The organism is Marinobacter azerbaijanicus (assembly GCF_030250645.1).
In the GTDB taxonomy this organism is placed as follows: Bacteria; Pseudomonadota; Gammaproteobacteria; order Pseudomonadales; family Oleiphilaceae; genus Marinobacter; species Marinobacter azerbaijanicus.
This window is the reverse complement of record NZ_JASSVS010000018.1, coordinates 1-25,306: the sequence shown is the minus strand read 5'-3', so window position 1 is coordinate 25,306 and position 25,306 is coordinate 1. Positions and strand designations below refer to the sequence as shown.

The window sequence follows — 25,306 nt, the reverse complement described above, 5'->3', positions numbered from 1 at the left end:
CACCTCTTCCTGTTTCTTAAGTCCTGGGGATCAACCCTTTTTAATGATCGCTTCGGCAATGTTCGAAGGAGCTTCCATATAGCGGGAGAACTCCATCGCATAAGACGCCCGACCCTGCGTTGCTGAACGCAGATCGGTGGCGTAACCGAACATCTCCGACAACGGAACCTCGGCACGAATCTGCTTGCCAGCAGGAATGTCTTCCATGCCCTGCACGAGACCGCGACGACGGTTCAGGTCGCCTACTACGTCACCCATGTAATCTTCAGGGGTAACAACCTCTACCTTCATCATCGGCTCGAGAAGGGCTGGGCTGGCTTCCAGAGCGCCCTTCTTCATCGCCATGGAACCGGCGACCTTGAAGGCCATCTCATTGGAGTCAACGTCGTGGTAAGAACCATCGTACAGCGTGGCCTTGATGCGCAGCAGCGGGTAACCGGCCAGACAGCCGTTCTGCATCTGCTCCTGAATGCCTTGCTGGACAGCAGGTATGTATTCCTTGGGAACGACACCACCAACGATTTCATTCACGAAGATAAAGTTCTCGCCATCTTCATCGTCAAGAGGCAGCGGCTCAAGCTTGATCTTGACGTGACCGTACTGACCACGACCACCGGACTGACGTACGAACTTACCTTCCACATCCACGGGCTTGCGGATGCATTCACGGTAGGCCACCTGAGGCTTACCAATGTTTGCTTCCACCTTGAACTCGCGACGCATGCGGTCAACGATGATGTCCAGGTGAAGCTCACCCATGCCAGAGATGATGGTCTGGCCGGACTCTTCGTCAGTGCGCACACGGAACGAAGGATCTTCCTGGGCCAGCTTGCCCAGAGCAACACCCATCTTCTCCTGGTCAGCCTTGGACTTCGGCTCAACGGCTACGGAAATAACCGGCTCCGGGAACTCCATGCGCTCCAGGATGATCTTGTGGTTTTCGTCACACAGGGTATCACCGGTAGTGACACTCTTGAGGCCGATTGCCGCGGCAATATCACCCGCAAGAACTTCCTTGATTTCCTGACGGTCCTTGGAGTGCATCTGGACCATACGGCCGACACGCTCTTTTTTGCCTTTTACGGAATTGTAAACAGCGTTGCCGGATTCCAGCTTACCGGAGTAAACACGGAAGAAAGTCAGCGTACCAACAAACGGGTCGGTGGCAATCTTGAACGCGAGTGCCGAGAAAGGCGCATCGTCATCCGCCTGACGAGTTTCCTCAGTGCCGTCCTCGTCCACTTCACCACGGATGGCCTTGACTTCATCCGGTGCCGGCAGGAATTCAATAACGGCATCGAGCACCGCCTGAACACCCTTGTTCTTGAATGCGGAGCCGCAGGTCGCAATGACGATCTCATTCGCAAGCGTACGGATACGAAGACCTTTCTTGATGTCATCGATGTTCAGCTCGCCTTCTTCAAGGTAGCGTTCCATCAGCTCTTCGTTGGCTTCCGCAGCCGCTTCCATCATTTCTTCGCGGTACTTGGCCACTTCCTCGACCATTTCTTCCGGAACATCGCGCTGGTCATAGGTTGCACCGGCATCGTCTTCGTTCCAGTAGATCGCCTTGTTACGGATCAGGTCGATAACACCGGCAAAGTCTTCTTCAGCACCAATCGGCAACTGGACCGGAACAGCGTTCGCACCAAGGCGATTCTTGATCTGGGCAACAACACGCAGGAAGTCAGCGCCGGCACGGTCCATCTTGTTGACGAAAACCATGCGGGGGACTTCATACTTGTTGGCCTGACGCCAGACAGTCTCGGACTGCGGCTCAACACCCGAGGAACCACAGAACACCACGACCGCACCGTCGAGTACGCGCAGGGAGCGCTCTACTTCGATAGTAAAGTCAACGTGCCCCGGGGTGTCGATGATGTTGATGCGATGCTCGGGATATTGCTTGTCCATGCCCTGCCAGAAACAGGTAGTCGCAGCGGACGTGATGGTGATACCACGCTCCTGCTCCTGCTCCATCCAGTCCATGGTTGCTGCGCCATCATGAACCTCACCGATCTTGTGGGAAATGCCTGTATAGAACAGCACCCGCTCGGTGGTTGTGGTTTTGCCCGCATCAACGTGCGCGCAAATACCAATATTTCTGTATCTCTTGATCGGAGTCTTACGTGCCACTGTATAAACCTCGGCTGATTAGAAACGGAAGTGAGAGAACGCCTTGTTGGCTTCTGCCATGCGATGAACGTCTTCGCGCTTCTTAACAGCGGAGCCCTTGCTATCAGCGGCATCCAGGATCTCACCTGCCAGACGCTGCGCCATGGACTTTTCACCACGCTTCCGTGAATATTCTACGAGCCAGCGCATGGCCAGCGCGTTCTGACGGGAAGGCCGTACTTCAACCGGCACCTGGTAGGTAGCACCACCAACACGACGGGACTTGACCTCGACCATCGGCTGGATGTTTTCCAGGGCCTTCTCGAACATCTCGATCGGCTCTTCCTTGGATTTGTCGGCGACAATATCGAGCGCGCCATAAACAATGCGCTCTGCAACAGCTTTCTTGCCACTTTCCATCACATGGTTGATGAACTTGGCCAGCCGTGCGCTATGAAACTTAGGATCCGGGATAATTTCCCGTTTTGCTGCAACTCTTCTTCTAGGCATCGATAAGCCCTTATCTATTTAAAGGTCTTCAGGAACCCCTGAGATAGCATCAGCTACTCAGCCTTACTCTTACCGTTCTACGTAGCAACGATAAAAGACACCCGCGTGGGACATCAGGACTTGGGTCGTTTTGCACCGTACTTGGAGCGGCCCTGCTTACGGTTCTGTACACCCTGGGTGTCCAGCGTTCCGCGAACAGTGTGATAGCGCACACCCGGAAGGTCTTTTACTCGACCGCCACGGATAAGCACAACACTGTGCTCCTGAAGGTTGTGACCTTCACCACCAATGTATGAGGAAACCTCGTAGCCGTTAGTCAGGCGAACACGGCACACTTTACGCAGTGCTGAGTTCGGCTTCTTCGGCGTTGTAGTGTATACACGAGTGCACACACCACGGCGCTGAGGACAGGCCTGCAGAGCAGGAACGTCGCTCTTGGCTGCCTTGCGTTTACGAGGCTTACGCACCAACTGATTAATCGTTGCCATGTAAGCAAACTCCAAAAAACCGTATCAATGAAACTTACCCCCGGCACGCGGGGGTAAAATTTGAGGGTCGCAAGTGTAAGCCTGCGCCCCCGAACAGTCAAGATGACTGATCTCTTTTTAACCACCCGCGGCGTACGTAACTACCGGCGGGTGGCGGTGCCGGCCAACTCAGCTTTCGCGGTTGAGCTCGGCACTCAGTGCTTCTTCAACATCCGCCGCGGTCACGCCCTGCTGCTCCAGCTCACGCTTACGTTTGCGTTCAGCATGGTAAGCAAGGCCAGTTCCGGCTGGTATCAGACGACCGACAACCACGTTTTCCTTCAGGCCGCGGAGGTAATCCCGCTTGCCGGTTACAGCGCCTTCGGTCAGGACCCGTGTGGTTTCCTGGAACGATGCCGCCGAAATAAAGGATTCGGTTGCCAGAGAAGCCTTGGTAATACCAAGCAGCAGGCGCTCGCATCGCGCGGGCTCCTTGTCTGCCGCTTCCGCTTTTTCGTTCTCTTCCATGAACTGGGTGATTTCAACCTGATCACCGCCCAGCAGGTTGGTATCGCCGGCGTCCGTAATCTCGACCTTACGCAGCATCTGGCGAACAATAACCTCGATGTGCTTGTCGTTGATCACAACACCCTGCAGACGATACACATCCTGGATCTCGTTAGTGATGTACTTGGCAAGCTCAACCACACCCAGTAGACGCAAAATGTCGTGCGGATTGGACGGGCCATCGGAGATAACCTCACCCTTTTCAACGGTCTCGCCCTCGAACACGTTCATCTGGCGGTGCTTCGGGATCAGAACCTCGTAGGGATCAGAATCCTTGGGCGTGATTACCAGGCGCTTCTTGCCCTTGGTTTCCTTGCCGAACGAAACCACACCACTGACTTCCGCCAGGATTGAGGATTCTTTCGGACGACGGGCCTCGAACAGATCGGCAACACGTGGCAGACCACCTGTAATATCGCGGGTCTTCGAGCTTTCCTGCGGGATACGTGCAACCACGTCGCCCAACTCGACCCTGGCACCATGGGCCATGGTCACCAGCGCGTTGGCCGGCAGGAAGAAGATCGCAGTACCGCCGCCAGGCAACTCAACCTCATCACCTTTGTCATCGACCAACTGGATCGCGGGGCGGATATCCTTACCAGCCGCCGGACGCTCCTTGGGATCGATAACTTCCATGGTGGACAGGCCGGTCAGCTCGTCGGTCTGGGTACGGACAGTAATGCCCTGATCCATGTTGACGAACCGTACGGTACCTTCCGCCTCGGCGATGATCGGGTGAGTATGTGGGTCCCATTTGGCGACCGCGACACCGGCTTCAACCGTATCACCATGCTTGACCGATAGCACCGCGCCGTAGGGAAGCTTGTACCATTCGCGCTCACGGCCCTGCTCGTCGGCAATGGCCAACGCTGATGACCGGGAAATCACTACCAGGGATCCATCGCTCTTTTCAATGGACTTCAGGTTGTGCAGGCGAACGGTGCCGCCGTGCTTGACCTGAATGTTGTCCACTGCAGACGCCCGGCTCGCCGCACCACCGATGTGGAAGGTACGCATGGTGAGCTGGGTACCCGGCTCACCGATGGACTGGGCCGCGATAACACCGACAGCCTCGCCAACGTTGACCTGATGACCACGGGCAAGGTCACGACCGTAACACTTGGAACAGATACCGTGACGGGTCTCACAGGTGATCGCGGAACGAACCCAGACCTCATCCACACCGGCACGCTCAAGGGACTCAACGGCTTTCTCATCCAGCAGGGTGCCGGCTTCAACAACCGCGTTGTCCTTGTCAGTGGGTGTGAAGGCTGCACGCGCCGTTACACGGCCGAGCACGCGATCACCCAGAGGCACGACCACGTCGCCGCCTTCGATGTGCGGCGTCATCAGCAGGCCTTCCTCGGTACCACAGTCAGTCTCTGTAACAACCAGATCCTGGGATACATCCACCAGACGACGTGTCAGGTAACCCGAGTTGGCCGTCTTCAGGGCGGTATCCGCCAGACCCTTACGGGCACCGTGGGTGGAGATGAAGTACTGGAGTACGTTCAGACCTTCACGGAAGTTCGCGGTGATCGGCGTTTCGATGATGGAGCCATCCGGCTTGGCCATCAGACCGCGCATACCCGCCAACTGACGGATCTGGGCCGCGGAACCCCGCGCACCGGAATCTGCCATCATGTAGACCGAGTTGAACGACTCCTGCATCAGGTATTCGCCGTCCTCACCCTTTACCGGGTTCCCGTCAGGACCAATGACCTGCTCTTTGGACAGGCGATCCATCATGGCCTTGGACACCTTGTCGTTGGCACGTGACCAGATATCGATAACCTTGTTGTACTTCTCGCCCTGGGTCAGCAGACCGGACGCGTACTGGGTCTCGATGTCCTTCACTTCCTGGGACGCGGCGTCCACCAGCTCGTACTTCTCCGGCGGAATCTCGAAATCGTTGAAACCGATCGAAATACCGGAAACTGTCGCATAGTGGTAACCCATGTACATGATCTGGTCGGCGAAGATAACCGTTTCCTTCAGACCGGCATCACGATAACAGGTGTTGATCAGATTGGAGATTGCCTTCTTGACCATGGGCTTGTTGACCAGATCAAAAGACAGACCGTCCGGCACGATATCAAACAAAAGTGCACGGCCAACGGTGGTATCTACAATCTTGTACTCTTCGGTACGCTCACCGTCTTCCTGGATGGTCACTTCCTTCACGCGCACCCGGACGATGGCCTGAAGATCAACCTTGCCGGCACCATAGGCGCGATGCGCCTCTTTCACGTCGGCGAAGACCATACCTTCACCCAGGGCGCTCTTACGCTCACGGGTCATGTAGTACAGACCCAGAACCACGTCCTGGGACGGCACGATGATCGGCTCACCATTGGCGGGCGACAGCACGTTGTTGGTAGACATCATCAACGCACGGGCTTCGAGCTGGGCTTCCAGGGTCAGCGGTACGTGTACCGCCATCTGGTCACCATCGAAGTCGGCGTTGTAGGCGGCGCAGACCAGCGGGTGCAGCTGGATCGCCTTGCCTTCGATCAGTACCGGTTCAAACGCCTGGATACCCAGACGGTGAAGGGTCGGAGCACGGTTCAGCATGATCGGGTGCTCGCGGATGACTTCGTCCAGGATATCCCAGACCACGCCTTCCTCACGCTCGACCATTTTCTTGGCGGCCTTGATGGTGGTCGCCAGGCCGCGATGCTCCAGCTTGGAGAAAATAAACGGCTTGAACAGCTCCAGCGCCATCTTCTTGGGCAGACCGCACTGGTGCAGGCGCAGGTACGGACCAACCACGATCACCGAACGACCGGAGTAGTCCACACGCTTGCCCAGCAGGTTCTGACGGAAGCGACCCTGCTTGCCCTTGATCATGTCTGCCAGGGACTTCAGCGGGCGCTTGTTGGTGCCGGTAATGGCACGGCCACGACGACCGTTATCCAGCAGTGCGTCCACAGCTTCCTGCAGCATCCGCTTCTCGTTGCGCACGATGATGTCCGGAGCGTTCAGCTCCAGCAGGCGCTTGAGGCGGTTGTTACGGTTGATCACCCGGCGGTACAGGTCGTTCAGGTCGGACGTTGCAAAACGACCGCCATCCAACGGTACCAACGGACGCAGATCCGGCGGAAGAACCGGCAGCACGGTCATGACCATGTCGCCCGGCTTGTTGCCGGAGTAGAGGAATGCCTCAAGAATCTTCAGGCGCTTGCTGAACTTCTTGATCTTGGTTTCGGAGTTGGTCTGGGGAATTTCTTCCCGCAGGGCTTCAACCTCCGCCTGCAGATCAATACCTTCCAGCAGTTCCTGGACGGCTTCGGCACCCATACGGGCGTCGAATTCGTCACCGAACTCTTCCAGGGCTTCGTAGTACTGCTCGTCGTTCAGCAACTGCCCTTTTTCGAGGGTAGTCATGCCCGGCTCGATCACGATGAAGGATTCGAAATAAAGAACCCGTTCAATATCGCGCAGGGTCATGTCCAGCATCAGACCGATGCGGGACGGCAGTGATTTCAGGAACCAGATATGGGCGACCGGGCTGGCAAGCTCGATATGCCCCATGCGCTCACGGCGCACACTGGCCAGTGCCACTTCAACACCACACTTCTCGCAGATAACACCACGGTGCTTGAGGCGCTTGTACTTGCCGCACAGGCACTCGTAATCCTTGATCGGGCCGAAGATCTTGGCACAGAAAAGACCGTCACGCTCAGGCTTGAACGTACGGTAGTTGATGGTCTCAGGCTTTTTGACCTCACCAAAAGACCATGAACGGATCATGTCAGGAGACGCCAGCCCAATACGGATGGCGTCAAATTCCTGCTTCTGGTTCTGGTTTTTGAGAAGATTCAGCAAATCTTTCATCAGTAACAGCTCCGGATGGCGTTATTCTCGGGCGGGTACCGACCGGTACCCGCTCACGCTGCCAAAAACAATTCGGCTCAGTCGGATTCCAGCTCGATGTCGATACCCAGCGAGCGGATTTCCTTGACCAGAACATTGAAGGACTCGGGCATGCCCGGCTCCATACGATGATCGCCATCGACAATGTTCTTGTACATCTTGGTCCGACCATTCACATCATCAGACTTCACGGTAAGCATTTCCTGCAGCGTATACGCCGCACCGTAAGCCTCGAGGGCCCACACTTCCATCTCACCGAAGCGCTGACCACCGAACTGCGCCTTACCACCCAGCGGCTGCTGGGTAACCAGGCTGTACGAACCGGTGGAACGAGCATGCATCTTGTCGTCGATCAGGTGATTCAGCTTGAGAATGTACATGTAGCCAACAGTCACCGGACGGTCAAACTCGTCGCCGGTACGGCCGTCATACAGCACAGTCTGGCCAGTGGTACTCAGACCAGCCAGCTCAAGCATGCGCTTGACCTCAGCTTCCTTGGCACCGTCGAACACCGGCGTTGCCATGGGAACACCCGAGCGCAGGTTATTGGCCAGCGCCAGGATCTCCTTGTCACTCAGCGAATCCAGGTCCACATGGGTAACCTCATCCGAGTGATTGTAGATCTCATCCAGCAGGCTGCGGAGTTCAGCGATCTTGCGCTGCTCATCCAGCATCCGGCTGATGCGCTCACCCAGCCCCTTCGCGGCGGCACCCAGGTGGGTCTCAAGAACCTGACCAACGTTCATCCGCGACGGAACACCCAGCGGGTTCAGCACGATATCAACGGTGTTGCCGTACTCGTCGTAAGGCATGTCCTCGATCGGCATAACCGCAGAGATAACACCCTTGTTACCGTGACGGCCGGCCATCTTGTCACCCGGCTGAATCCGACGCTTGATCGCAAGGTACACCTTGACGATCTTGAGAACGCCCGGAGCAAGGTCGTCGCCCTGCTGCAGCTTGCCTTTCTTGTCGTCAAAGCGCGCTTCATGCTCTTTCTTGCGATCTTCCAGGCCCTGCTCGGATTTCTCCAGCAGCTCGTTCAGCGTCTCGTCCTTCATGCGCAACTTGAACCAGTCGTCACGCGGCAGCTCTGCCAGGTAAGACTCGTCAAGCTTGGCACCCTTCTTCAGGCCCGGCCCGCTGATGACTTCCTGCCCTTTCAGGGCGCTGGTCAGACGTTCGAAGGTGGCACCCTCAACAATGCGGTACTCGTCCTTCAGGTCCTTGCGGTACTCGTCCAGCTGCTCTTTCTCGATGGCCTGGGCGCGAGAGTCCTTCTCGATGCCGTCACGGGTAAAGACCTGAACGTCAATAACCGTGCCACGGGTGCCGGTGGGCACACGTGAGGACGTATCCTTAACGTCCGACGCCTTCTCGCCAAAGATGGCCCTCAGGAGCTTCTCCTCCGGCGTCAGCTGGGTCTCGCCCTTCGGCGTCACCTTGCCGACCAGAATATCACCTGGCCCGACTTCCGCGCCGATATAGACAATACCGGACTCGTCCAGTTTGGACAGCGCGCTTTCACCAACGTTCGGAATATCCGCGGTGATTTCTTCGCTACCCAGTTTGGTATCCCGGGCCACACAGGTCAGTTCCTGAATGTGGATAGTGGTCAGACGATCTTCCTGCACCACTTTCTCGGAAATGAGGATGGAGTCCTCGAAGTTGTAACCATTCCAGGGCATGAACGCGATACGCATGTTCTGCCCCAGGGCCAGCTCACCCAGATCCACAGAGGGACCATCGGCCAGCACGTCACCACGGGCAATTTCGTCACCCTGGTTAACGATGGAGCGCTGGTTAATACAGGTGTTCTGGTTCGAGCGGGTGTACTTGGTGAGGTTGTAGATATCCACACCAGCATCACCGGCTTCCGTCTCGTCGTCGTTGACACGAACCACGATGCGGGCTGCATCCACGCTCTCAATCACACCACCACGACGGGCCGTTACACAGACACCGGAGTCCTGGGCCACGGTACGCTCAACGCCGGTACCTACAAGGGGCACCTGCGAACGCAAGGTCGGAACAGCCTGGCGCTGCATGTTCGAGCCCATCAGTGCGCGGTTGGCGTCATCGTGCTCAAGGAACGGAATCAGCGAGGCCGCAACCGACACCACCTGGCGCGGAGAAACGTCCATGAAATTGACGTTTTCCGGCGGCGTGACGGTAAATTCGTTCTGATGACGAACGGTTACCAGCTCGTCGGACAGACGCTTGTTCTCGTCCATTGCCGCACTGGCCTGAGCGATGATGTAGTTGCTCTCTTCAATCGCGGAGAGGTACACCACCTCGTCTGTTACCAGACCATCCACCACTTTCCGGTACGGGCTCTCAAGGAAACCGTAGGAGTTGGAGCGGGCATAGGTAGCCAGCGAGTTGATCAGACCGATGTTCGGGCCTTCCGGGGTCTCGATCGGGCATACCCGGCCGTAATGCGTCGGGTGTACGTCACGAACCTCAAAGCCGGCACGCTCACGGGTCAGACCGCCCGGACCAAGAGCCGAGATACGGCGCTTGTGTGTCACTTCTGACAGCGGGTTGTTCTGATCCATGAACTGGGACAGCTGGCTGGAACCAAAGAATTCCTTCACAGCAGCCGCCACCGGCTTCGCGTTGATCAGGTCCTGTGGCATCAGGCCTTCGCTTTCCGCCAGACTCAAGCGTTCTCGAACAGCACGCTCAACGCGCACCAGACCGACGCGGAACTGGTTCTCGGCCATCTCGCCCACACAACGAACGCGACGGTTGCCCAGGTTATCAATGTCGTCGACATTGCCCTGGCCGTTGCGGATATCAATCAACGTTCTGAGAACATCAATGATATCGTCGTGGGTCAGTGTCCCTTCACCAGTGCTTTCTTCACGGCGCAGACGACGGTTGAGCTTCATGCGACCAACCGACGACAGGTCATACCGCTCCTCAGAGAAGAACAGGTTATTGAACAGGTTCTCTGCCGACTCCTTGGTGGGCGGCTCGCCAGGACGCATCATGCGATAGATTTCGACCAGCGCCTCAAGCGGGGTGCGGGTCGGGTCAATGCGCAGTGTGTCTGACATGAACGGACCACAATCCAGGTCGTTGGTGTACAGGGTTTCAATCTCTGTGACACCGGAATCCAGGATCTTGGTAACAATTTCTTCAGTCAGCTCGGTATTGCACTCAACCAGAACTTCTCCGGACTTGGTATCCACCATGTCCTTGGCCAGTACGCGGCCATAGAGATACTCCGTCGGCACTTCCAGCTCAGTCAGGCCAGCCTTTTCAAGCTGCTTGATATGACGAGCGGTGATGCGGCGGCCTTCCTCAACGATGACATTGCCTTTCTTGTCCTTGATATCGAACGTTGCAATGTCACCACGCAGGCGGCTTGGAACAAGCTCCAGCTTGCATACTTCCGGACCGATACTGAACTTACTGGTATCGAAGAACATCTCCAGCATCTGCTCGGAGTTGTACCCCAGAGCACGCAGGAGGATAGACGCAGGCAGCTTCCGGCGACGGTCAATACGGACAAAGACCGAGTCCTTGGCGTCAAACTCGAAGTCCAGCCAGGAACCACGGTAAGGAATGACCCGCGCCGAATACAGCAGCTTGCCTGACGAATGGGTCTTGCCCTTGTCGTGGTCAAAGAACACACCCGGTGAACGGTGGAGCTGGGAAACGATAACCCGCTCGGTACCGTTGATAACGAAGGTACCGTTCTCGGTCATCAGGGGCATTTCGCCCATGTAGACTTCCTGCTCTTTAATATCCTTGATCGCCTTGTTGGACGATTCCTTATCATAAATGATAAGTCTTACTTTAACCCGCAGCGGTGCTGCGTAGGTTACGCCCCTAAGCTGGCATTCCTTGACGTCAAATACCGGCTCGCCGATGCGGTAACTCACGTATTCGAGTGCGGCGTTGCCAGAATAACTGACAATCGGGAATACGGATTTGAATGCTGCGTGGAGACCGGTTTCCCGACGATTTTCGGGTGCGGCTTCACTTTGGAGGAAGTCCCGGAACGAATCCAGCTGTATAGACAGCAAATAGGGAACATCCATCACGGACGGCAATTTACTAAAATCTTTGCGAATCCGCTTTTTCTCAGTATAGGAGTAAGTCATCTGCATTCCCCAGCTTTAGACCTGATACCTGGTATCAAGAAGCAACCATTTTCATGCTTCGGGGCCGATTTGCTCGGCTTACTGCGCCGTCTTGAACAAGACTCTCGCTGTAGGTTATAGATTCTGACAGCACCACAAGATCGGCGTTCAGAGTCTATAGCATATACAACAGAAAAAGGCCGGTGGCACACGGCCACCAGCCTGTCCATGCTTAACGCACGGTTTCGATCAACAGCCAACTCTTACTTAAGCTCAACAGAAGCGCCTGCTTCCTCAAGCTTCTTCTTGGCGGCTTCAGCGTCGTCTTTGCTTGCTGCTTCCTTGATAACGGAAGGAGCACTGTCGACCATTTCCTTAGCTTCTTTCAGACCCAGGCCAGTCAGTTCACGAACGGCCTTGATAACGTTTACTTTCTTCTCACCAGGACCGGTAAGAACAACGTCAAATTCAGTCTGCTCTTCAACAGCAGCAGCTTCGCCGGCGGCAGCCGGAGCAGCAGCAACTGCGGCAGCAGCAGATACGCCAAACTTCTCTTCCATTGCTTCAACCAGCGCAACAACGTCCATTACGCTCATTTCAGCAATTGCGTTCAAAATGTCTTCGTTAGACAGAGCCATGACTTTCTCCCAAAAATATAAAAATGGTGTTCAACAGAATCAAGCAGCTTCTTGCTTCTGGTCTCGAACTGCCGCTACAGCACGGGTCACTTTGGTTGGTACTTCGTTCAGTGTCCGCGCCAGCTTGGTGATTGGTGCCTGTGTTACTGCGGCCAGCATCGTCAACGCCTCGTGGCGTGTCGGCAGCTTGGCAAGGCGATCAATCTGGTCTGCACCCATCAGCTCACCGCCGACGGCCAGGCCCTTGATCTCGAACGCCTCTTTCTCTTTGGCAAAATCCTTCAGCAGGCGCGCAGCCGCGCCAGGATCTTCCATTGAGAACGCCAGAATTGTCGGGCCGACCAATGCCTCATCAATGCACTCGAACTCGGTACCGCGGATGGCGATCTTCGCCAGGTTGTTACGCACAACCTTCAGAAGAACGTTCTCGGCACGGGCCTTCGCTCGCAGAGCCGTCATGTCACCGGAAGTGACACCACGGTAGTCAGCCATAACAACAGACAGAGCACCACCGGCAGTCTCGTTGACTTCAGCGACGATCGCTTTCTTGTCTTCGAGTCTAATTGCCACTGGATTTCTCCTCGATTTCGCCGGGTGTATCCCGGCAAACCCACAAATACCCCTTTCGGAGCTCCTAACGGTGTTTGGGTTCAGAGAGAACGTCTTCACACCGTCTGCGCAGGCGTTGCTTTAACCCTTCCAGCGGCCCTTCCAAAAGAAAGGGCGCTTCAGGGGCCTGCGGTCTTTGACAGCCTTGGCTTCCGCCCAGACTACAAAGTAACTACCGCCCAGCTGCTCAGATGTTCAGATGTTCAGAGCACTCTGGTCGATAGTCAGACCAGGACCCATCGTCGACGACAGGGTTACCTTCTTGAGGTAAACACCTTTCGAGGAAGACGGCTTGGCCTTTTTCAGGTCTGCAATCAGAGCCTCAAGGTTTTCCTTGATGTTCTGCGCAGAAAATTCCACGTTACCCATTGGCGCATGGATGATACCGTTCTTATCTGTCCGGTAACGAACCTGGCCTGCCTTGGCATTCTTTACGGCAGTCTCAACGTCCGGGGTAACTGTGCCGACTTTCGGGTTCGGCATCAGGCCGCGGGGACCAAGGATCTGGCCCAGCTGACCAACAACACGCATGGCATCAGGAGTGGCGATAACCACATCGAAATCCATGTTGCCTTTTTTAACTTCTTCCGCGAGGTCGTCCATACCAACAATATCGGCACCGGCAGCGGTTGCCTTTTCAGCGTTGGCGCCCTGGGTGAACACGGCTACACGCACAGTCTTACCGGTGCCGTGCGGCAGAACGGTGCTGCTACGCACGACCTGGTCGGATTTACGAGCGTCCACGCCCAGGTTTACGGCTACGTCCACGGACTCTTTGAACTTGACGCTTTCGCCGAGCTCAACCAGCAGTGCTACCGCCTCGTCAACCGAATAGGCACGAGTGGAATCCACTTTTTCACGAATCAGCTTCTGACGTTTGCTAAGCTTTGCCATGTTACAGGCCCTCCACGTTCAGGCCCATGCTACGGGCAGTTCCGGCAATGGTACGCACTGCAGCATCCATATCGGCTGCAGTCAGATCCGGCTCTTTGGTCCTGGCGATTTCTTCCAGCTGATCACGGGTCACAGTACCGACCTTGTCAGTATTGGGACGACCAGAGCCGCTCTTGATGCCGGCTGCTTTCTTGAGCAGCACCGGTGCGGGCGGAGTCTTGGTAATAAAGGTAAAACTGCGATCGCTGTAAACGGTAATGACCGTCGGAATCGGCAGGCCCGGCTCCATATCCTGGGTCTGGGCGTTAAACGCTTTACAGAACTCCATGATATTCACACCACGCTGACCCAGTGCGGGACCAACGGGGGGACTCGGGTTGGCCTTGCCGGCAGCAACCTGAAGCTTGATATACGCTTCAATTTTCTTAGCCATGATATTTCTCCTGTGGGTTCGATCGCCTCTCGGCTCCCCTGTATTTACAACTGCCAGTAGCAGACACAAAAAGCCCGCGTCGCCATAGCGCGCGAGCTCTCAGCATTCAAGGCTGTCGGTCAGTCTTTTTCGACCTGCCCAAACTCCAGCTCCACCGGAGTTGAACGACCAAAAATCAAAACGGCAACCTTGACCCGACTCTTGTCGTAGTCAACTTCCTCAACAACGCCATTGAAGTCCGCGAACGGGCCTTCAGTGACGCGAACAATCTCGCCCGGCTCAAACAGAGTCTTAGGCTTGGGCTTGTCCGCTCCGCTCTCTACGCGACGCAGAATAGCTTCTGCTTCTTTTTCGGTGATCGGAGCCGGCTTGTCCTTGGTGCCGCCAATAAAACCAAGAACCTTGGGCGTATTCTTGACCAGGTGCCAGGTGGCGTCATCCATTTCCATCTGCACAAGGACGTAGCCGGGATAAAACTTGCGCTCACTCTTGCGCTTTTTCCCGTCACGCATTTCAACGACTTCTTCTGTCGGGACGAGAATTTCACCAAACTTCTCTTCCATACCGTCGAGAGAAACGCGCTCCTTCAGGGTGCGCATTACCTGCTTCTCGAAGCCAGAATACGCATGAACCACGTACCAGCGCTTAGCCATTGCCCACTCCTGTTACCCAATAACTCCGGAGACCAGCCAACTGATCAACGAATCCATACCCCACAGCATCAACGCCACAACCAACACAAACACAACGACGATGGCTGTAGTCTGGATCAGCTCCGGCCTGGTGGGCCATACGACCTTCCGGATTTCAACCCTGGCTTCCTTGAGCAGGGTCGCGAAACGCCGACCACGCTCGGTTTGGAGCGCCACAAAAGCAGCGACCAGAGCAAGAGCTACGAGAGCCAGCACCCGATACAGCAGTGACTCGGCACTAAAATACTGGTTGCCAACGACACCGATGGCAATCAGGACAAAAACAACCAGCCACTTTACTGCATCGAAGCCACTGGTTGAACGATCGGCTTTTGACTCCATAGGAATCAGCTTATGTATCCGGATGTTAAAAAATGGCAGGCCAGGAGGGAATCGAACCCCCAACCTGCGGTTTTGGAGACCGCTGCTCTGCCAATTGAGCTACTGGCCTGCACCGAAACAACTCAGCGCACTTACTTCAAGCTCTTACTCAAAAAGAGTAATTACTCGATAATCTTTGAGACAACGCCGGCACCAACGGTACGGCCGCCTTCACGAATCGCGAAGCGCAGGCCATCTTCCATGGCGATCGGAGCAATCAGGGTAACACTCATCTTCACGTTGTCACCCGGCATTACCATCTCCACACCTTCCGGCAGCTCACAGGAACCTGTGACGTCGGTGGTACGGAAGTAGAACTGCGGACGATAGCCCTTGAAGAACGGCGTATGACGACCACCTTCTTCCTTGGACAGCACGTACACTTCACACTCGAACTTGGTGTGCGGAGTGATCGAACCCGGAACCGCCAGAACCTGACCACGCTCAACGTCGTCACGCTTGGTACCACGCAGCAGAACACCAACGTTCTCACCAGCACGACCTTCGTCCAGCAGCTTGCGGAACATCTCAACACCGGTACAAACGGTCTTCACGGTATCCTTGATACCGACGATTTCCACTTCGTCACCAACCTTGATGATGCCACGCTCGACACGACCGGTTACCACAGTACCACGACCGGAGATAGAGAAGACGTCCTCGATCGGCATCAGGAACGGCTGATCAATGGCGCGCTCCGGATCCGGGATGTACTCGTCCAGGGCTTCTACCAGCTTTCTGACAGCAGTAGTACCCATCTCGTTGTCGTCCTTACCTTCCAGCGCCATCAGCGCAGAACCGGTAATGATCGGCGTGTCGTCACCCGGGAAGTCGTACTGCTCAAGCAGTTCGCGAACTTCCATCTCGACCAGCTCCAGCAACTCCTCGTCATCGACCATGTCCGCCTTGTTCAGGAACACAACGATGAAAGGTACGCCTACCTGACGGGACAGCAGGATGTGCTCACGAGTCTGCGGCATGGGGCCGTCAGCTGCGGAGCAAACCAGGATAGCGCCGTCCATCTGCGCCGCACCAGTGATCATGTTCTTCACATAGTCAGCGTGGCCCGGGCAGTCTACGTGCGCGTAGTGACGTGCCGGTGAATCATACTCAACGTGAGACGTCGCGATAGTGATACCACGAGCCTTCTCTTCCGGCGCGTTATCGATCTGGTCGAATGCGCTGGCGCTGCCAGTACCCCACACTTCGTGACATACACGAGTCAGCGCGGCTGTCAGCGTGGTCTTGCCATGGTCTACGTGACCAATGGTGCCCACGTTTACGTGCGGCTTGTTACGCTCAAATTTTGCTTTAGACATTCGACCTATCTCCCTAATCAACCAGACCGTGACGTTGACCGGACAAATAATGGAGCTCATGACCGGAATTGAACCGGTGACCTCATCCTTACCAAGGATGTGCTCTACCGACTGAGCTACATGAGCGCTTTCAACACAACTACAAATTGGAGCGGGCAGCGGGAATCGAACCCGCGTCATCAGCTTGGAAGGCTGAGGTAATAGCCACTATACGATGCCCGCGAGCAATAAGTGGTGGAGGGGGCAGGATTCGAACCTGCGAAGCTTTCGCGTCAGATTTACAGTCTGATCCCTTTGGCCACTCGGGAACCCCTCCGAGTCAGACCCGCCAACAGCGGACCTGTTTAAAACTAAAAGTGGAGCTGGCGGACGGAATCGAACCCCCGACCTGCTGATTACAAGTCAGCTGCTCTACCAACTGAGCTACGCCAGCTCACATTCGCCTCTTCAGCGAGGGCGGTATACTACGGATTTTCAAAGGCGGTTGCAACACCTTCACACCGCCTGATTTCGACCAGATCGAAATTGTCGGCGTATTCCGATTCTACCGCCTCGACTGCACCAGAACCCGGTGTCAGTTCGTGCTCAAAAACGAGGGCGTAGCTTATCTGATTTCGGGGGAAGTTTGCCAGTATTGCATTGAGATTCTGACGTTTTTTTTCTTCCAGGACGGATTCGGCCGCCTGTCTTGACTCAAACAGCCCCAGAGAAATCGCATTTCTGTTTTCACCCTGGGTCACAAGATACGAATCAATGCCTCGACGCTGAAGATCGCGGAACAATTCCAGCGCCTGATCATCCGGCTGAGGCGGAACAATCACCCAGTGCAACGGCGGCATTTCCCGCTCTTCTTCGCGGACTTCGTAGGCCTTTCCGGGGCTTCCAAGATTCCGGTATGTAGAGCGCGCGCTTTCAGCAGACTCGAACCATCCCAGCCGAACACAATGGAGCCGGGGATCAGGGGCGCTCGGCACCACCACAGGCGCTATTGCCTGCTCCTGCTCCGACGGCATCGACTCGCCCGCTTCCTTTACAGGCCCGTTCTGGACCGAACGGGTCTTGAGGTCCGCCACGCGGGGCAAAACCTGCCTCTCTGACACAACAGCGACACGCTCAGGAACAGCCATATCGCCGAAAAGCCAGAGCGCGGCGTTGGCGAGCAACAGAACAAGGGCAAACCACCTCATTCCGGCGCCCACTCCCCATCGACGGCAGCTAGCCCATTCAAGACCAGATACGGATCATGCACGGCAGCGAGCCCTGCACCAATCAACCCCGCCGCGTCACCGCCGGTGACCAGGATCCGGTCCAGTCCGAAATAGCCACAATCCTGATGTATTCGCGTAACCATGGCCTCCCTGAGCCAAACCAGCCCATGCTGGACACACTCTGTTGTGGAAGCACCAGGGCTTCCCTGTTGCGCATCCAGACTATCAAATCCGATCCTCGCTGCATCCTGTTTGAGGGAACGTAGCATCATCTGCTTGCCCGGGAGGATATAGCCCCCCAGATGGGCTCCGGACCTGGCGACGTAATCAACCGTAATGGCGCTACCGGCGTCCACAACCGCGAAACCTCCGGCGCCTGTCGCCTGCCAACCACCACACATCGCATGCCATCTATCTGCTCCCATCCTGTGCACATCAGCATAGGCATTCACCAGCTTGCCACGACGGGCCTCCGCCCAGTGAAAAAAAACCGGCGCATTACAGATGGCTTCAAGCCGAGCCTGCAGATACCGGCGCTTGTCCTCCGAGATCACTGTCGATACTGCAATGCGCTCAATGGATTCAGCTCGCGGCGCCCATTCCTGGAAAGCATCATCCATGTCCAACGTCGCCACCCCCCTACTCAGTACCTCCCCATCAGAGAGCAGCTGCCACTTCACTCGGGTATTGCCAGCATCTATCACCAGCTTCATGACTGCACCCGCAGGCTTATCTCGCCAGCACGGACCTTCACCAGTTCTTCACCAGTGGCGATCAGGTAGTTCCCGGAGTCGTCTATTCCGCGCCCGGTCCCGGCAAGCTCCCCCTGGCTGGCTACCAACGGCTTTCCAGTGAAGATGTCACGGTTCTGCCAGCGCGCCCTGAAGCCTCCGAAGCCCTGCTCGGCGAACTCATCCACTGCGTCAAGTACCGAACTGGTCACCGAGGCCGCGAGATCACTGCGGCACCAGCGGCGCTCAGGTACCGCCATTGCAAGGCTGCTCCAGGACTGATCCACGCCTGCGCCATCTTTCATATGTACATTCAGACCAATGCCGGCCACAACCTGCACAACTCCCTCTTCGAGCTCTCCCTGAAGCTCAACGAGAATGCCGGAGAGCTTACTGCCACCAAGAAAAATGTCATTGGGCCATTTAAGCCCCACGTCTGGCACTCCCTGCTGTTCCAGCGCCTCAGCAACGGCAACGCCGAGCACCAGGCTCAGTCCGTCCAGCATGGCAAAGCTGCCACGAAAAGTGAGCCCCAGGCTCAGGTACAGGTTTTGCCCCCAGGGGCTTTGCCATTGCCGGCCGCGCCGGCCGCGACCCGCGGTCTGGCAGTCAGCGATACAAACGGGAATACAACCGATTCCAGACTCTCGACGCCGGCGCACGATTTCTGCGTTGGTAGAGTCCACTTCATCCAGGACTATCAGGTCAATGACGGAACGACGATGGGCGTCCAGGCCGTGCATGATCCGTCCGGCATCAAGAAGGTCCATATCGGTCAGCAGACGATACCCCTTGCCGCGAATGGTCTCTATATGAACACCTTCGTCCATCGCACGCCGGATCTGCTTCCAGATTGCCGTGCGGCTGATGCCGAGGCTGGAGGCAAGTGATTCACCTGAGTGAACCTGCCCGTCTGCCAGAAGGCCAAGGAGTGCTCTGGATTTCATGAACGTATGCCCGCGTGATTGAATAGGATCAGGGCGGGATTAAACAACACGCGAGCCAAAAAGACAAAGGACGACACCGAAGTGCAGCGCGATTGACGCAGATTCTGCCGCCGCCATTCAGGGAATCGGGGTGGCTGTCAGGTTGGCCTCAATATCGAAGTTCTGCATTTTCACACCGTAAACCGCTGTCTGTGTCCCACCGGTGGGATGTACCAGGTCAATATTGTTAATGGACAGTTCCTTGAACTGGCTCCTGGCCCGGACAGCAAAACCGAGTGGGCGATTTTCAAGATCAGAGGCCGTTGGCGACGATACGTATCGGTACCCGGCGGCAACGGCAGAATCCATGATTTTTTCATCCCCTCTGGCGCCACTCACCCCGAGGGCATCCGCGCCATCGGTTTTCTTGACGACTCTGGTCTGGTAGACGTCTATGGACAGATCCGTGCGGACACCAAACATATTATCATCCACTCCGTCGCCATCGAAGTCGCCACCATCACTGGTATGGATATCATTGAGCACGAGTTTCGTACCGGAGTTGTTAATCGGATTTCCGCCGGCATCCGTCTGACGATTGGTTTCCCAGATCAGCGCGTTCTTGCGGTTTTCGCTGACAGCCCTGGCAAAAATCTGTTTCAACCGGATGGTAATGCCCTCATCCCCCCGAGCTTCCCAGATACCACCGGAGTCCGTACACGCCGCCTGAGTCGCCCCCGCCCCACCGGCGCACACATCACCGGCGCCACCCGGAACCATGGTCATACTGCTCCCGGTTTCATACTTCTGCACAACAAAACGACCAAAACTGGCCCCGTCGTCCTTGTCGCCAACACGCAGATTGCCAACGTCCATCACACTCCAGGCTTCTCCCTTGATGATGGCAAGCCCTTCCTCCGTGACATCCACCGTCATATCCCGAATATGTGCGTCATAGCTGAGGTCACTGATCCACAGACCTTTCTGGGAAATTTCTCCACCACCTTCATCATAGGGCGCAGCGATGATGGCTGCCTGGCCATTACGTATTCGGACATCCGAATTGATGGTGAGCCCTTCACCATTGGCACCACCGGCGCCCAGCGTCACCTGGCCATCCATTTCAAACTCATAGGCCGGATAGAAACCCAGCGCCAGCAGAAGCTCGGTGCCTCCCTGCAGGGGCGCATCATCACTGCCGACTCGCAGGCCATTGATCCGATAGCCTGCGTCCACGCTCTCAAACCCGATCCTCAGACCATCATAGAAACGCGTGCCGTTGATCTCCCCGTCCCGGGTGACATTCACCGTGATATCACCCTGGCCCCAGGACTGCAGGCCACTGAAAATAACCCGGTTGCCATCCTCCACGTAACTCAGGTCTGCCAACTGCAGACTCCATTCCGCAGCCAGTCTGAGCCCCTGGACGCCAGCATCAGTATGCCCTCCACCCTGCACGTAGACGGCATTGGTATAACTGCGACCATTATAGGTGTGGTCTCGCAGCATGAAACTGACGTTGACCTCTCCAATGCTCTGGCCCGCAGCACCCATCTCGATACGGCCTATATTCAGCTCACCGTCCACCGAGCCCAGGGTCAACCCCAATGCCTCGCGGCCAAGCTGATCGGTGGTCACATCAACCCGCAGGTCATTGATGTTGTAGTGGCCGGTAATGTCCCGAAAAGCAAGCAGATTATCGTCGTCGTGGTATATGAAGGATGCGCTGTTGATGGTGGTCTCGTTATCGATACGGAAACCTTGCCCTTGCCGGCCTCCACCTGTAATACCGGTTTTCGAAGACAGATCAAAGGTACCGCTGAGCCCGCCATAGCTGGGAAGCAGCTGGCCGGTTGAGACATCCCGGGTATTGCCATGGTTTGCAGGATTATTGCTATAACGGATGGCTCCCACATCATAGGAACCAGCTATACGCGGTGCGTTGAGTTCCAGTGTACTACCAACCACATCAAGGGTGACGCCAAGAGCCTCCACGTCGAGCGTGACGTCATCGAGAAAAACTTCATTACCATTAGTGCGGTAGCCGAGGCGGCCACCAGTCATGGTGTAGGCGGCGTCGAACGTGTACCCGGAGGGACCAAACGCACCTCCCGAACTGATGCGCAGATTTCCATCCAGACTGTGATCAAAGAAAACGCCGCCCATACCTATGCCCGGGGCACCAGCCAGACGAATATCGCCAAACTCTATCCTGCGGTCTTCAATCAGATAGTCGAGGTTCAGTGCAGCATCATCCGTAATGTCCACCTTGATAAGATGGGCAGCTGATTCTCCCGGCTGGCTTGCAGAACCCACACGCAAATCCTCCAGATAGATACCGCTGTCATCATCAAAATAGGACAACCGGGCCGCGGACATGCTGAGCTCCATCTCCAGGGTTATGCCGCTCTGACCACTGATATCCGCCAGATCGTCATCATCAAGACTTTGCATGCCGGCCATGACAGGAGCAGGCATGGCCAGAGTCAGAAACCAGGTAAAACGGAGTTTAAATGCATACCTTGCAATACCGGGCATAGACTTCTCCCTATGGATTACCTGCGGGGAAAACCAGCAGATTTCCCTCCATGATGACTTCACCCTGCATTTCCACAGCAAGAATGTCTGTCTGCCGGAACCCCGGGGCCGTTGGCCTGGGCAGATTGCTTCCGGCGATCTTGAAGCGGACATCGTTGTAACGGACAACATTGGGCAAGCCGATTTCCATTACGTCGCGACTGAACAACTCGCCATCGCCCCCAAACCCTGAGTCAATGGTACGTACCCGGAGCGTCAGGCCCTCGAAGGAAAAGTTACCCCGGATCTCGTCCAACACCATCCAGCCGCCATCTTCCTTCAGTCTGTAGGCCAGCCTCGCACCGCATTTTTTGTCAGGGTCATCACACCGCCCAAAATAGCTGTTCTCGATCGGACCGCCCATTTCATTGATGCTGATGTCGCCGGACAGATAAATCCCACCCTGACCGGATATGTCCGAGAGATCCCGGTCATTCAGGCGATCAAGCTCGGCAGTGGCCTGAGCCGCCCCACACATCACCAATGTTGTGAGAACGGCTCTACAGTGTCTTCCTTTCATGGCGCCAGATCCTTTGTTCGGATATCCAGATGCTGGATCAGCATGCCTTCGACCCTCGCCGAACCGAAGTCCCGGTCAGCTACAGAGAAGTTGCCGATGTGCAGATTGCTTCGATAGTCCGGATTGGTGTAGTAATCCTCATAGAAATCCCAGGTTTCGGTATCACTGCTGCCACGCAGTCCATCCGCCCCAATGGCGCCCGGCGCGGGCGGCTCAATGGCCGCGACCTCCACCACAAAATTGCCGGTGCCATCCACATCAAAAAATACCGGCTGCAACTGGTTGCCGATCGCAAGCTCGAGCGCAAAATTGGTCATGGTAATTCGTGATCCACAGGACAGACCATCCTGGGAACAGGCGTTGATCGACAATTCCGGAGTCTGGAAATTGAGCTTGAACTGCCCCACCATCTGTCGACGGTCATCATCTCCCCAGAGCCGGAGAAAACTGCCATCAATAACAGCGCTTTTTGCATGAATACTTATATTGGCAGACCGGTCATCACCGACAGCAACGTTCATCTGCATCCCGATGTCAGGACGCTCCCCCACAAAATCAGAGGTTGCTGGCCGACTGGCACAGGTACCGGTACCGGCCTGGGCGCCGGAACTCATGCAGTCAAATCCCTGGGTGGCATCCACCAATGCCGGCGCAGCGAACTCCAGAACGGCCCTGTCGCTGATTCCAATCTCGTTGCCGTCCACCACATCGATCCGATAGGGATTCACCAGGCGGCCAAGGTTTACCGGGCTGAGACTCTGCCCGTAGTTACTCCCGGCTCCGGATATATAGAGATGATTGACCACGATCTCTACATCCCGCCCATCGGTACTCTTCAGGCCGCCAATCTTGAAAATCCGAGCCTGGTTGCCGTCCGCATCAGGGGTATCCGTGCCGTGAGAAAATACAAAGTTTTCAAGCACCACACCAATGCCTGCTCCGTCAATTTCCGACAACTCGTGTTCAGAGAGACCCTGGAGCTCTGCCGTTGTCAGCCCTGGAGCAAGGAGCACTACCATTACAAGGAACGCTCTCGGTAAACGGTCCGCGACGCAATGCCGCTTCAAAGACGAAAACATCAGAACAACCCCCTCCCCCGGTCAATGTATTCCGTCCTGTAACGGTCGGTACCGTAAAGAGCCTCATTAAGGTTCACCTCAGTCGCGCCATTCGGAATATTGAAAAAAGCTCCGGATGTGGCCCGTATGAAGTCTTCTGCGGTGGGATTGGTATTCCGGACATCCTTAAGCCAATCAAGGTCCTTCGTCTGGAATGAGATAAACGCCCCGTCGGCAGGCCCAGTGATACGCCGCTCATCGCCGACTTCTTCAACTGTACCTATTGGAAAGCTGTTGTAGATATCGAGATCAAAGCAGGAGTCTATCCCCAGAACAAGACAGTCCTGGGCGTACACATAGATATCGCCACTGCCACAACTGAAAAACGAACAGTCGGGCACTTCAATGCGGGAGCTGGAACCCCAGCCAATCAGGTTTTTCACGGACCAGCGAGTAAATCCACCGGCATCCTCAAGAACGAAACGTTCTCCGTTGGGAATACCAATGTGCTCTGCCCGGATCGGATCAAGCTCACCGATATTGGGATCGCCCTCTTCGCCGTAAACCAGTTGCGCCTTGGTTTGAAGCGGACTACCGCCCTCAAGTAACGGGGTGAGCAGAACGATTACCTGATCAAAGAAATTACCACTGGAACTCGCGTCTCTCAGGCCCTCGCCGCGGTCAACAATGTCAACGTTCACATTGCCAGTCAGAGTTTCTATCTTTCCGGAAAGAATGCCCATGGATTCGCCGAAGCCGAGACGAAAACCGACAATTTCCTGGGTACCCTCATCGAAGGCAAATTCGAAGAACGGGTTCTCTATACTGAACGGGACAATTTCACCTTCGCCATAGGCGGAACCGTCCGGTTTGAGCTGACGCGGCGCTTTGGGGTTACGGTCGAAGTAGGCCTGGTTATTGATGTACCCGAGGGCAAAGTCCTCTATATAGACATCAGAGGTTCCAGTTTTCTCGCCATCCCGATCATAGCGTCCGAGTTCAAGGACATCGACATTGGTCTGGATATCCATATCCATGCCCAGATTGACCCGGGTATAGGAAGTGTTATCGGTGTCGTCCGGGTGATATTGGCGATCCACAGAAATGAATGCCTGTCCGGTGACCTCGGACATGTCACTGTCGGAGATTGGCTGCAGGTCTGCCACAACAGGAGGGGTAATCGACAGCGCCGCCAACGAAAGCCAAGCAACAGGTTTCATAGACAAATCTCACCATTGACCGCCTTTTTTGGAAGCGGTTTATCGTTGTTTTGGATGAGTGTCTCTGAACACTTGTCTTGTTTTCGCTGGCGGTTTTTATTTTTTGGCCAGTTCTTGACAAATATTAACGTTGTTTACACGTTGTCACTGTGAGCGGTGTCATAGATTTGGAAGGTGGGTAGTAGGCTTCGGCCAGCGCTTTGCGCTGGGATGACCTACTTTGCTCAGGCCTGGCGGCCTTCGGGGCTTCGCCCCCGTCGTCGCTGCGCTCCGACGTCCTGCGGCGTGCGTTGCACGCCTTGTCACATGGGGCCGTTGTAGTGGACACCATGTCATCGTCAGGCTGTTAATCCCATAAAAAAACCCCAGTACCGTACGGTACTGGGGTTTTGGGATTAAGAGCCTGACGATGACCTACTCTCACATGGGCAGAAGCCACACTACCATCGGCGCTGGTCTGTTTCACTGCTG

19 protein-coding genes and 5 tRNA genes are annotated in these 25,306 nt (G+C 55.8%); all 24 read right to left on the bottom strand.

Annotation, left to right across the window (positions count from 1 at the left end; all coding sequences use genetic code 11):
- Nucleotides 1–30: 30 nt before the first annotated feature.
- On the bottom strand, nt 31–2,136 hold the full coding sequence (gene fusA / locus QPM17_RS21830; RefSeq protein WP_285393840.1) for an elongation factor G: 2,106 nt from the start codon (nt 2,134–2,136) through the stop codon (nt 31–33).
- An 18-nt stretch (nt 2,137–2,154) separates the two neighbouring features.
- Nucleotides 2,155–2,625 carry a 30S ribosomal protein S7 gene (gene rpsG, locus QPM17_RS21825; protein ID WP_114614492.1) on the bottom strand — a complete coding sequence of 157 codons (471 nt, stop codon included), beginning with the start codon at nt 2,623–2,625 and terminating at the stop codon, nt 2,155–2,157.
- A gap of 113 nt (nt 2,626–2,738) precedes the next feature.
- A complete protein-coding gene (gene rpsL / locus QPM17_RS21820) occupies nt 2,739–3,113 on the bottom strand; it encodes a 30S ribosomal protein S12 (protein WP_007154021.1) in 375 nt (124 codons plus the stop codon).
- Between the two features lie 168 nt (nt 3,114–3,281).
- Nucleotides 3,282–7,496 carry a DNA-directed RNA polymerase subunit beta' gene (rpoC, locus tag QPM17_RS21815; RefSeq protein ID WP_285393839.1) on the bottom strand — a complete coding sequence of 1,405 codons (4,215 nt, stop codon included), beginning with the start codon at nt 7,494–7,496 and terminating at the stop codon, nt 3,282–3,284.
- Nucleotides 7,497–7,573: 77 nt separating this feature from the next.
- A complete protein-coding gene (gene rpoB / locus QPM17_RS21810; protein WP_285393838.1) occupies nt 7,574–11,650 on the bottom strand; it encodes a DNA-directed RNA polymerase subunit beta in 4,077 nt (1,358 codons plus the stop codon).
- A gap of 242 nt (nt 11,651–11,892) precedes the next feature.
- Nucleotides 11,893–12,267, bottom strand: a complete 375-nt coding sequence (gene rplL / locus QPM17_RS21805; protein WP_114614489.1) for a 50S ribosomal protein L7/L12 — start codon at nt 12,265–12,267, stop codon at nt 11,893–11,895.
- 39 nt (nt 12,268–12,306) lie between these two features.
- Nucleotides 12,307–12,837: a 50S ribosomal protein L10 gene (rplJ, locus tag QPM17_RS21800; protein WP_027830874.1), complete on the bottom strand. Its 531-nt coding sequence runs from the start codon at nt 12,835–12,837 to the stop codon at nt 12,307–12,309.
- Nucleotides 12,838–13,071: 234 nt separating this feature from the next.
- Nucleotides 13,072–13,770, bottom strand: a complete 699-nt coding sequence (gene rplA / locus QPM17_RS21795) for a 50S ribosomal protein L1 (protein WP_285393837.1) — start codon at nt 13,768–13,770, stop codon at nt 13,072–13,074.
- A 1-nt stretch (nt 13,771) separates the two neighbouring features.
- Complete coding sequence (gene rplK, locus QPM17_RS21790; RefSeq protein WP_285393836.1) at nt 13,772–14,203, bottom strand: 50S ribosomal protein L11; 432 nt, start codon at nt 14,201–14,203, stop codon at nt 13,772–13,774.
- Between the two features lie 119 nt (nt 14,204–14,322).
- On the bottom strand, nt 14,323–14,856 hold the full coding sequence (gene nusG / locus QPM17_RS21785; protein WP_285393835.1) for a transcription termination/antitermination protein NusG: 534 nt from the start codon (nt 14,854–14,856) through the stop codon (nt 14,323–14,325).
- A 12-nt stretch (nt 14,857–14,868) separates the two neighbouring features.
- Entirely contained in the window at nt 14,869–15,237 is a 369-nt protein-coding gene (gene secE, locus QPM17_RS21780; RefSeq protein ID WP_027830870.1) for a preprotein translocase subunit SecE, read from the bottom strand.
- Nucleotides 15,238–15,270: 33 nt separating this feature from the next.
- A tRNA-Trp gene (locus QPM17_RS21775) sits at nt 15,271–15,346 on the bottom strand.
- A gap of 52 nt (nt 15,347–15,398) precedes the next feature.
- Nucleotides 15,399–16,595: an elongation factor Tu gene (tuf, locus tag QPM17_RS21770; protein ID WP_285393834.1), complete on the bottom strand. Its 1,197-nt coding sequence runs from the start codon at nt 16,593–16,595 to the stop codon at nt 15,399–15,401.
- 50 nt (nt 16,596–16,645) lie between these two features.
- A tRNA-Thr gene (locus QPM17_RS21765) sits at nt 16,646–16,721 on the bottom strand.
- 21 nt (nt 16,722–16,742) lie between these two features.
- Nucleotides 16,743–16,817 (bottom strand) — tRNA-Gly (locus QPM17_RS21760).
- Nucleotides 16,818–16,827: 10 nt separating this feature from the next.
- A tRNA-Tyr gene (locus tag QPM17_RS21755) sits at nt 16,828–16,911 on the bottom strand.
- A gap of 41 nt (nt 16,912–16,952) precedes the next feature.
- A tRNA-Thr gene (locus tag QPM17_RS21750) sits at nt 16,953–17,028 on the bottom strand.
- A 31-nt stretch (nt 17,029–17,059) separates the two neighbouring features.
- The gene (locus tag QPM17_RS21745) at nt 17,060–17,782 is read right to left on the bottom strand and encodes a hypothetical protein (protein WP_285393833.1); all 723 of its coding nucleotides are present in this window, start codon (nt 17,780–17,782) and stop codon (nt 17,060–17,062) included.
- Nucleotides 17,779–18,516 (bottom strand): type III pantothenate kinase, encoded by a 738-nt coding sequence (locus QPM17_RS21740; protein WP_285393832.1) that lies wholly within the window; start codon nt 18,514–18,516, stop codon nt 17,779–17,781. The genes QPM17_RS21745 and QPM17_RS21740 overlap by 4 nt, the downstream gene beginning before the upstream one ends.
- Nucleotides 18,513–19,481: a biotin--[acetyl-CoA-carboxylase] ligase gene (locus QPM17_RS21735; protein WP_285393831.1), complete on the bottom strand. Its 969-nt coding sequence runs from the start codon at nt 19,479–19,481 to the stop codon at nt 18,513–18,515. Before QPM17_RS21735 ends, QPM17_RS21740 begins: the two co-directional genes overlap by 4 nt.
- A 117-nt stretch (nt 19,482–19,598) precedes the next feature.
- Nucleotides 19,599–21,998: a DUF6160 family protein gene (locus QPM17_RS21730; protein WP_285393830.1), complete on the bottom strand. Its 2,400-nt coding sequence runs from the start codon at nt 21,996–21,998 to the stop codon at nt 19,599–19,601.
- A 10-nt stretch (nt 21,999–22,008) separates the two neighbouring features.
- A complete protein-coding gene (locus QPM17_RS21725) occupies nt 22,009–22,557 on the bottom strand; it encodes a DUF6160 family protein (RefSeq protein ID WP_340367412.1) in 549 nt (182 codons plus the stop codon).
- Nucleotides 22,554–23,636: a hypothetical protein gene (locus QPM17_RS21720; RefSeq protein ID WP_285393829.1), complete on the bottom strand. Its 1,083-nt coding sequence runs from the start codon at nt 23,634–23,636 to the stop codon at nt 22,554–22,556. Before QPM17_RS21720 ends, QPM17_RS21725 begins: the two co-directional genes overlap by 4 nt.
- Nucleotides 23,636–24,835, bottom strand: coding sequence for a hypothetical protein (locus tag QPM17_RS21715; protein ID WP_285393828.1), 1,200 nt, complete (start codon nt 24,833–24,835; stop codon nt 23,636–23,638). Before QPM17_RS21715 ends, QPM17_RS21720 begins: the two co-directional genes overlap by 1 nt.
- Nucleotides 24,836–25,306 lie beyond the last annotated feature (471 nt).

Excerpts from the sequence above, each read along its gene's own strand:
- rplL (WP_114614489.1), bottom strand. The coding sequence starts at position 12,267 with ATGGCTCTGTCTAACGAAGACATTTTGAACGCAATTGCTGAAATGAGC.
- secE (WP_027830870.1), bottom strand. The coding sequence starts at position 15,237 with ATGGAGTCAAAAGCCGATCGTTCAACCAGTGGCTTCGATGCAGTAAAG.
- tuf (WP_285393834.1), bottom strand. The coding sequence starts at position 16,595 with ATGTCTAAAGCAAAATTTGAGCGTAACAAGCCGCACGTAAACGTGGGC.
- QPM17_RS21740 (WP_285393832.1), bottom strand. The coding sequence starts at position 18,516 with ATGAAGCTGGTGATAGATGCTGGCAATACCCGAGTGAAGTGGCAGCTG.
- QPM17_RS21715 (WP_285393828.1), bottom strand. The coding sequence starts at position 24,835 with ATGAAACCTGTTGCTTGGCTTTCGTTGGCGGCGCTGTCGATTACCCCT.
- rpsG (WP_114614492.1), bottom strand. The coding sequence starts at position 2,625 with ATGCCTAGAAGAAGAGTTGCAGCAAAACGGGAAATTATCCCGGATCCT.
- rplK (WP_285393836.1), bottom strand. The coding sequence starts at position 14,203 with ATGGCTAAGAAAATTGAAGCGTATATCAAGCTTCAGGTTGCTGCCGGC.
- QPM17_RS21725 (WP_340367412.1), bottom strand. The coding sequence starts at position 22,557 with ATGAAAGGAAGACACTGTAGAGCCGTTCTCACAACATTGGTGATGTGT.
- rpoC (WP_285393839.1), bottom strand. The coding sequence starts at position 7,496 with ATGAAAGATTTGCTGAATCTTCTCAAAAACCAGAACCAGAAGCAGGAA.
- QPM17_RS21720 (WP_285393829.1), bottom strand. The coding sequence starts at position 23,636 with ATGTTTTCGTCTTTGAAGCGGCATTGCGTCGCGGACCGTTTACCGAGA.
- rpsL (WP_007154021.1), bottom strand. The coding sequence starts at position 3,113 with ATGGCAACGATTAATCAGTTGGTGCGTAAGCCTCGTAAACGCAAGGCA.
- QPM17_RS21730 (WP_285393830.1), bottom strand. The coding sequence starts at position 21,998 with ATGCCCGGTATTGCAAGGTATGCATTTAAACTCCGTTTTACCTGGTTT.
- QPM17_RS21745 (WP_285393833.1), bottom strand. The coding sequence starts at position 17,782 with ATGAGGTGGTTTGCCCTTGTTCTGTTGCTCGCCAACGCCGCGCTCTGG.
- rplA (WP_285393837.1), bottom strand. The coding sequence starts at position 13,770 with ATGGCAAAGCTTAGCAAACGTCAGAAGCTGATTCGTGAAAAAGTGGAT.
- rpoB (WP_285393838.1), bottom strand. The coding sequence starts at position 11,650 with ATGACTTACTCCTATACTGAGAAAAAGCGGATTCGCAAAGATTTTAGT.
- QPM17_RS21735 (WP_285393831.1), bottom strand. The coding sequence starts at position 19,481 with ATGAAATCCAGAGCACTCCTTGGCCTTCTGGCAGACGGGCAGGTTCAC.
- nusG (WP_285393835.1), bottom strand. The coding sequence starts at position 14,856 with ATGGCTAAGCGCTGGTACGTGGTTCATGCGTATTCTGGCTTCGAGAAG.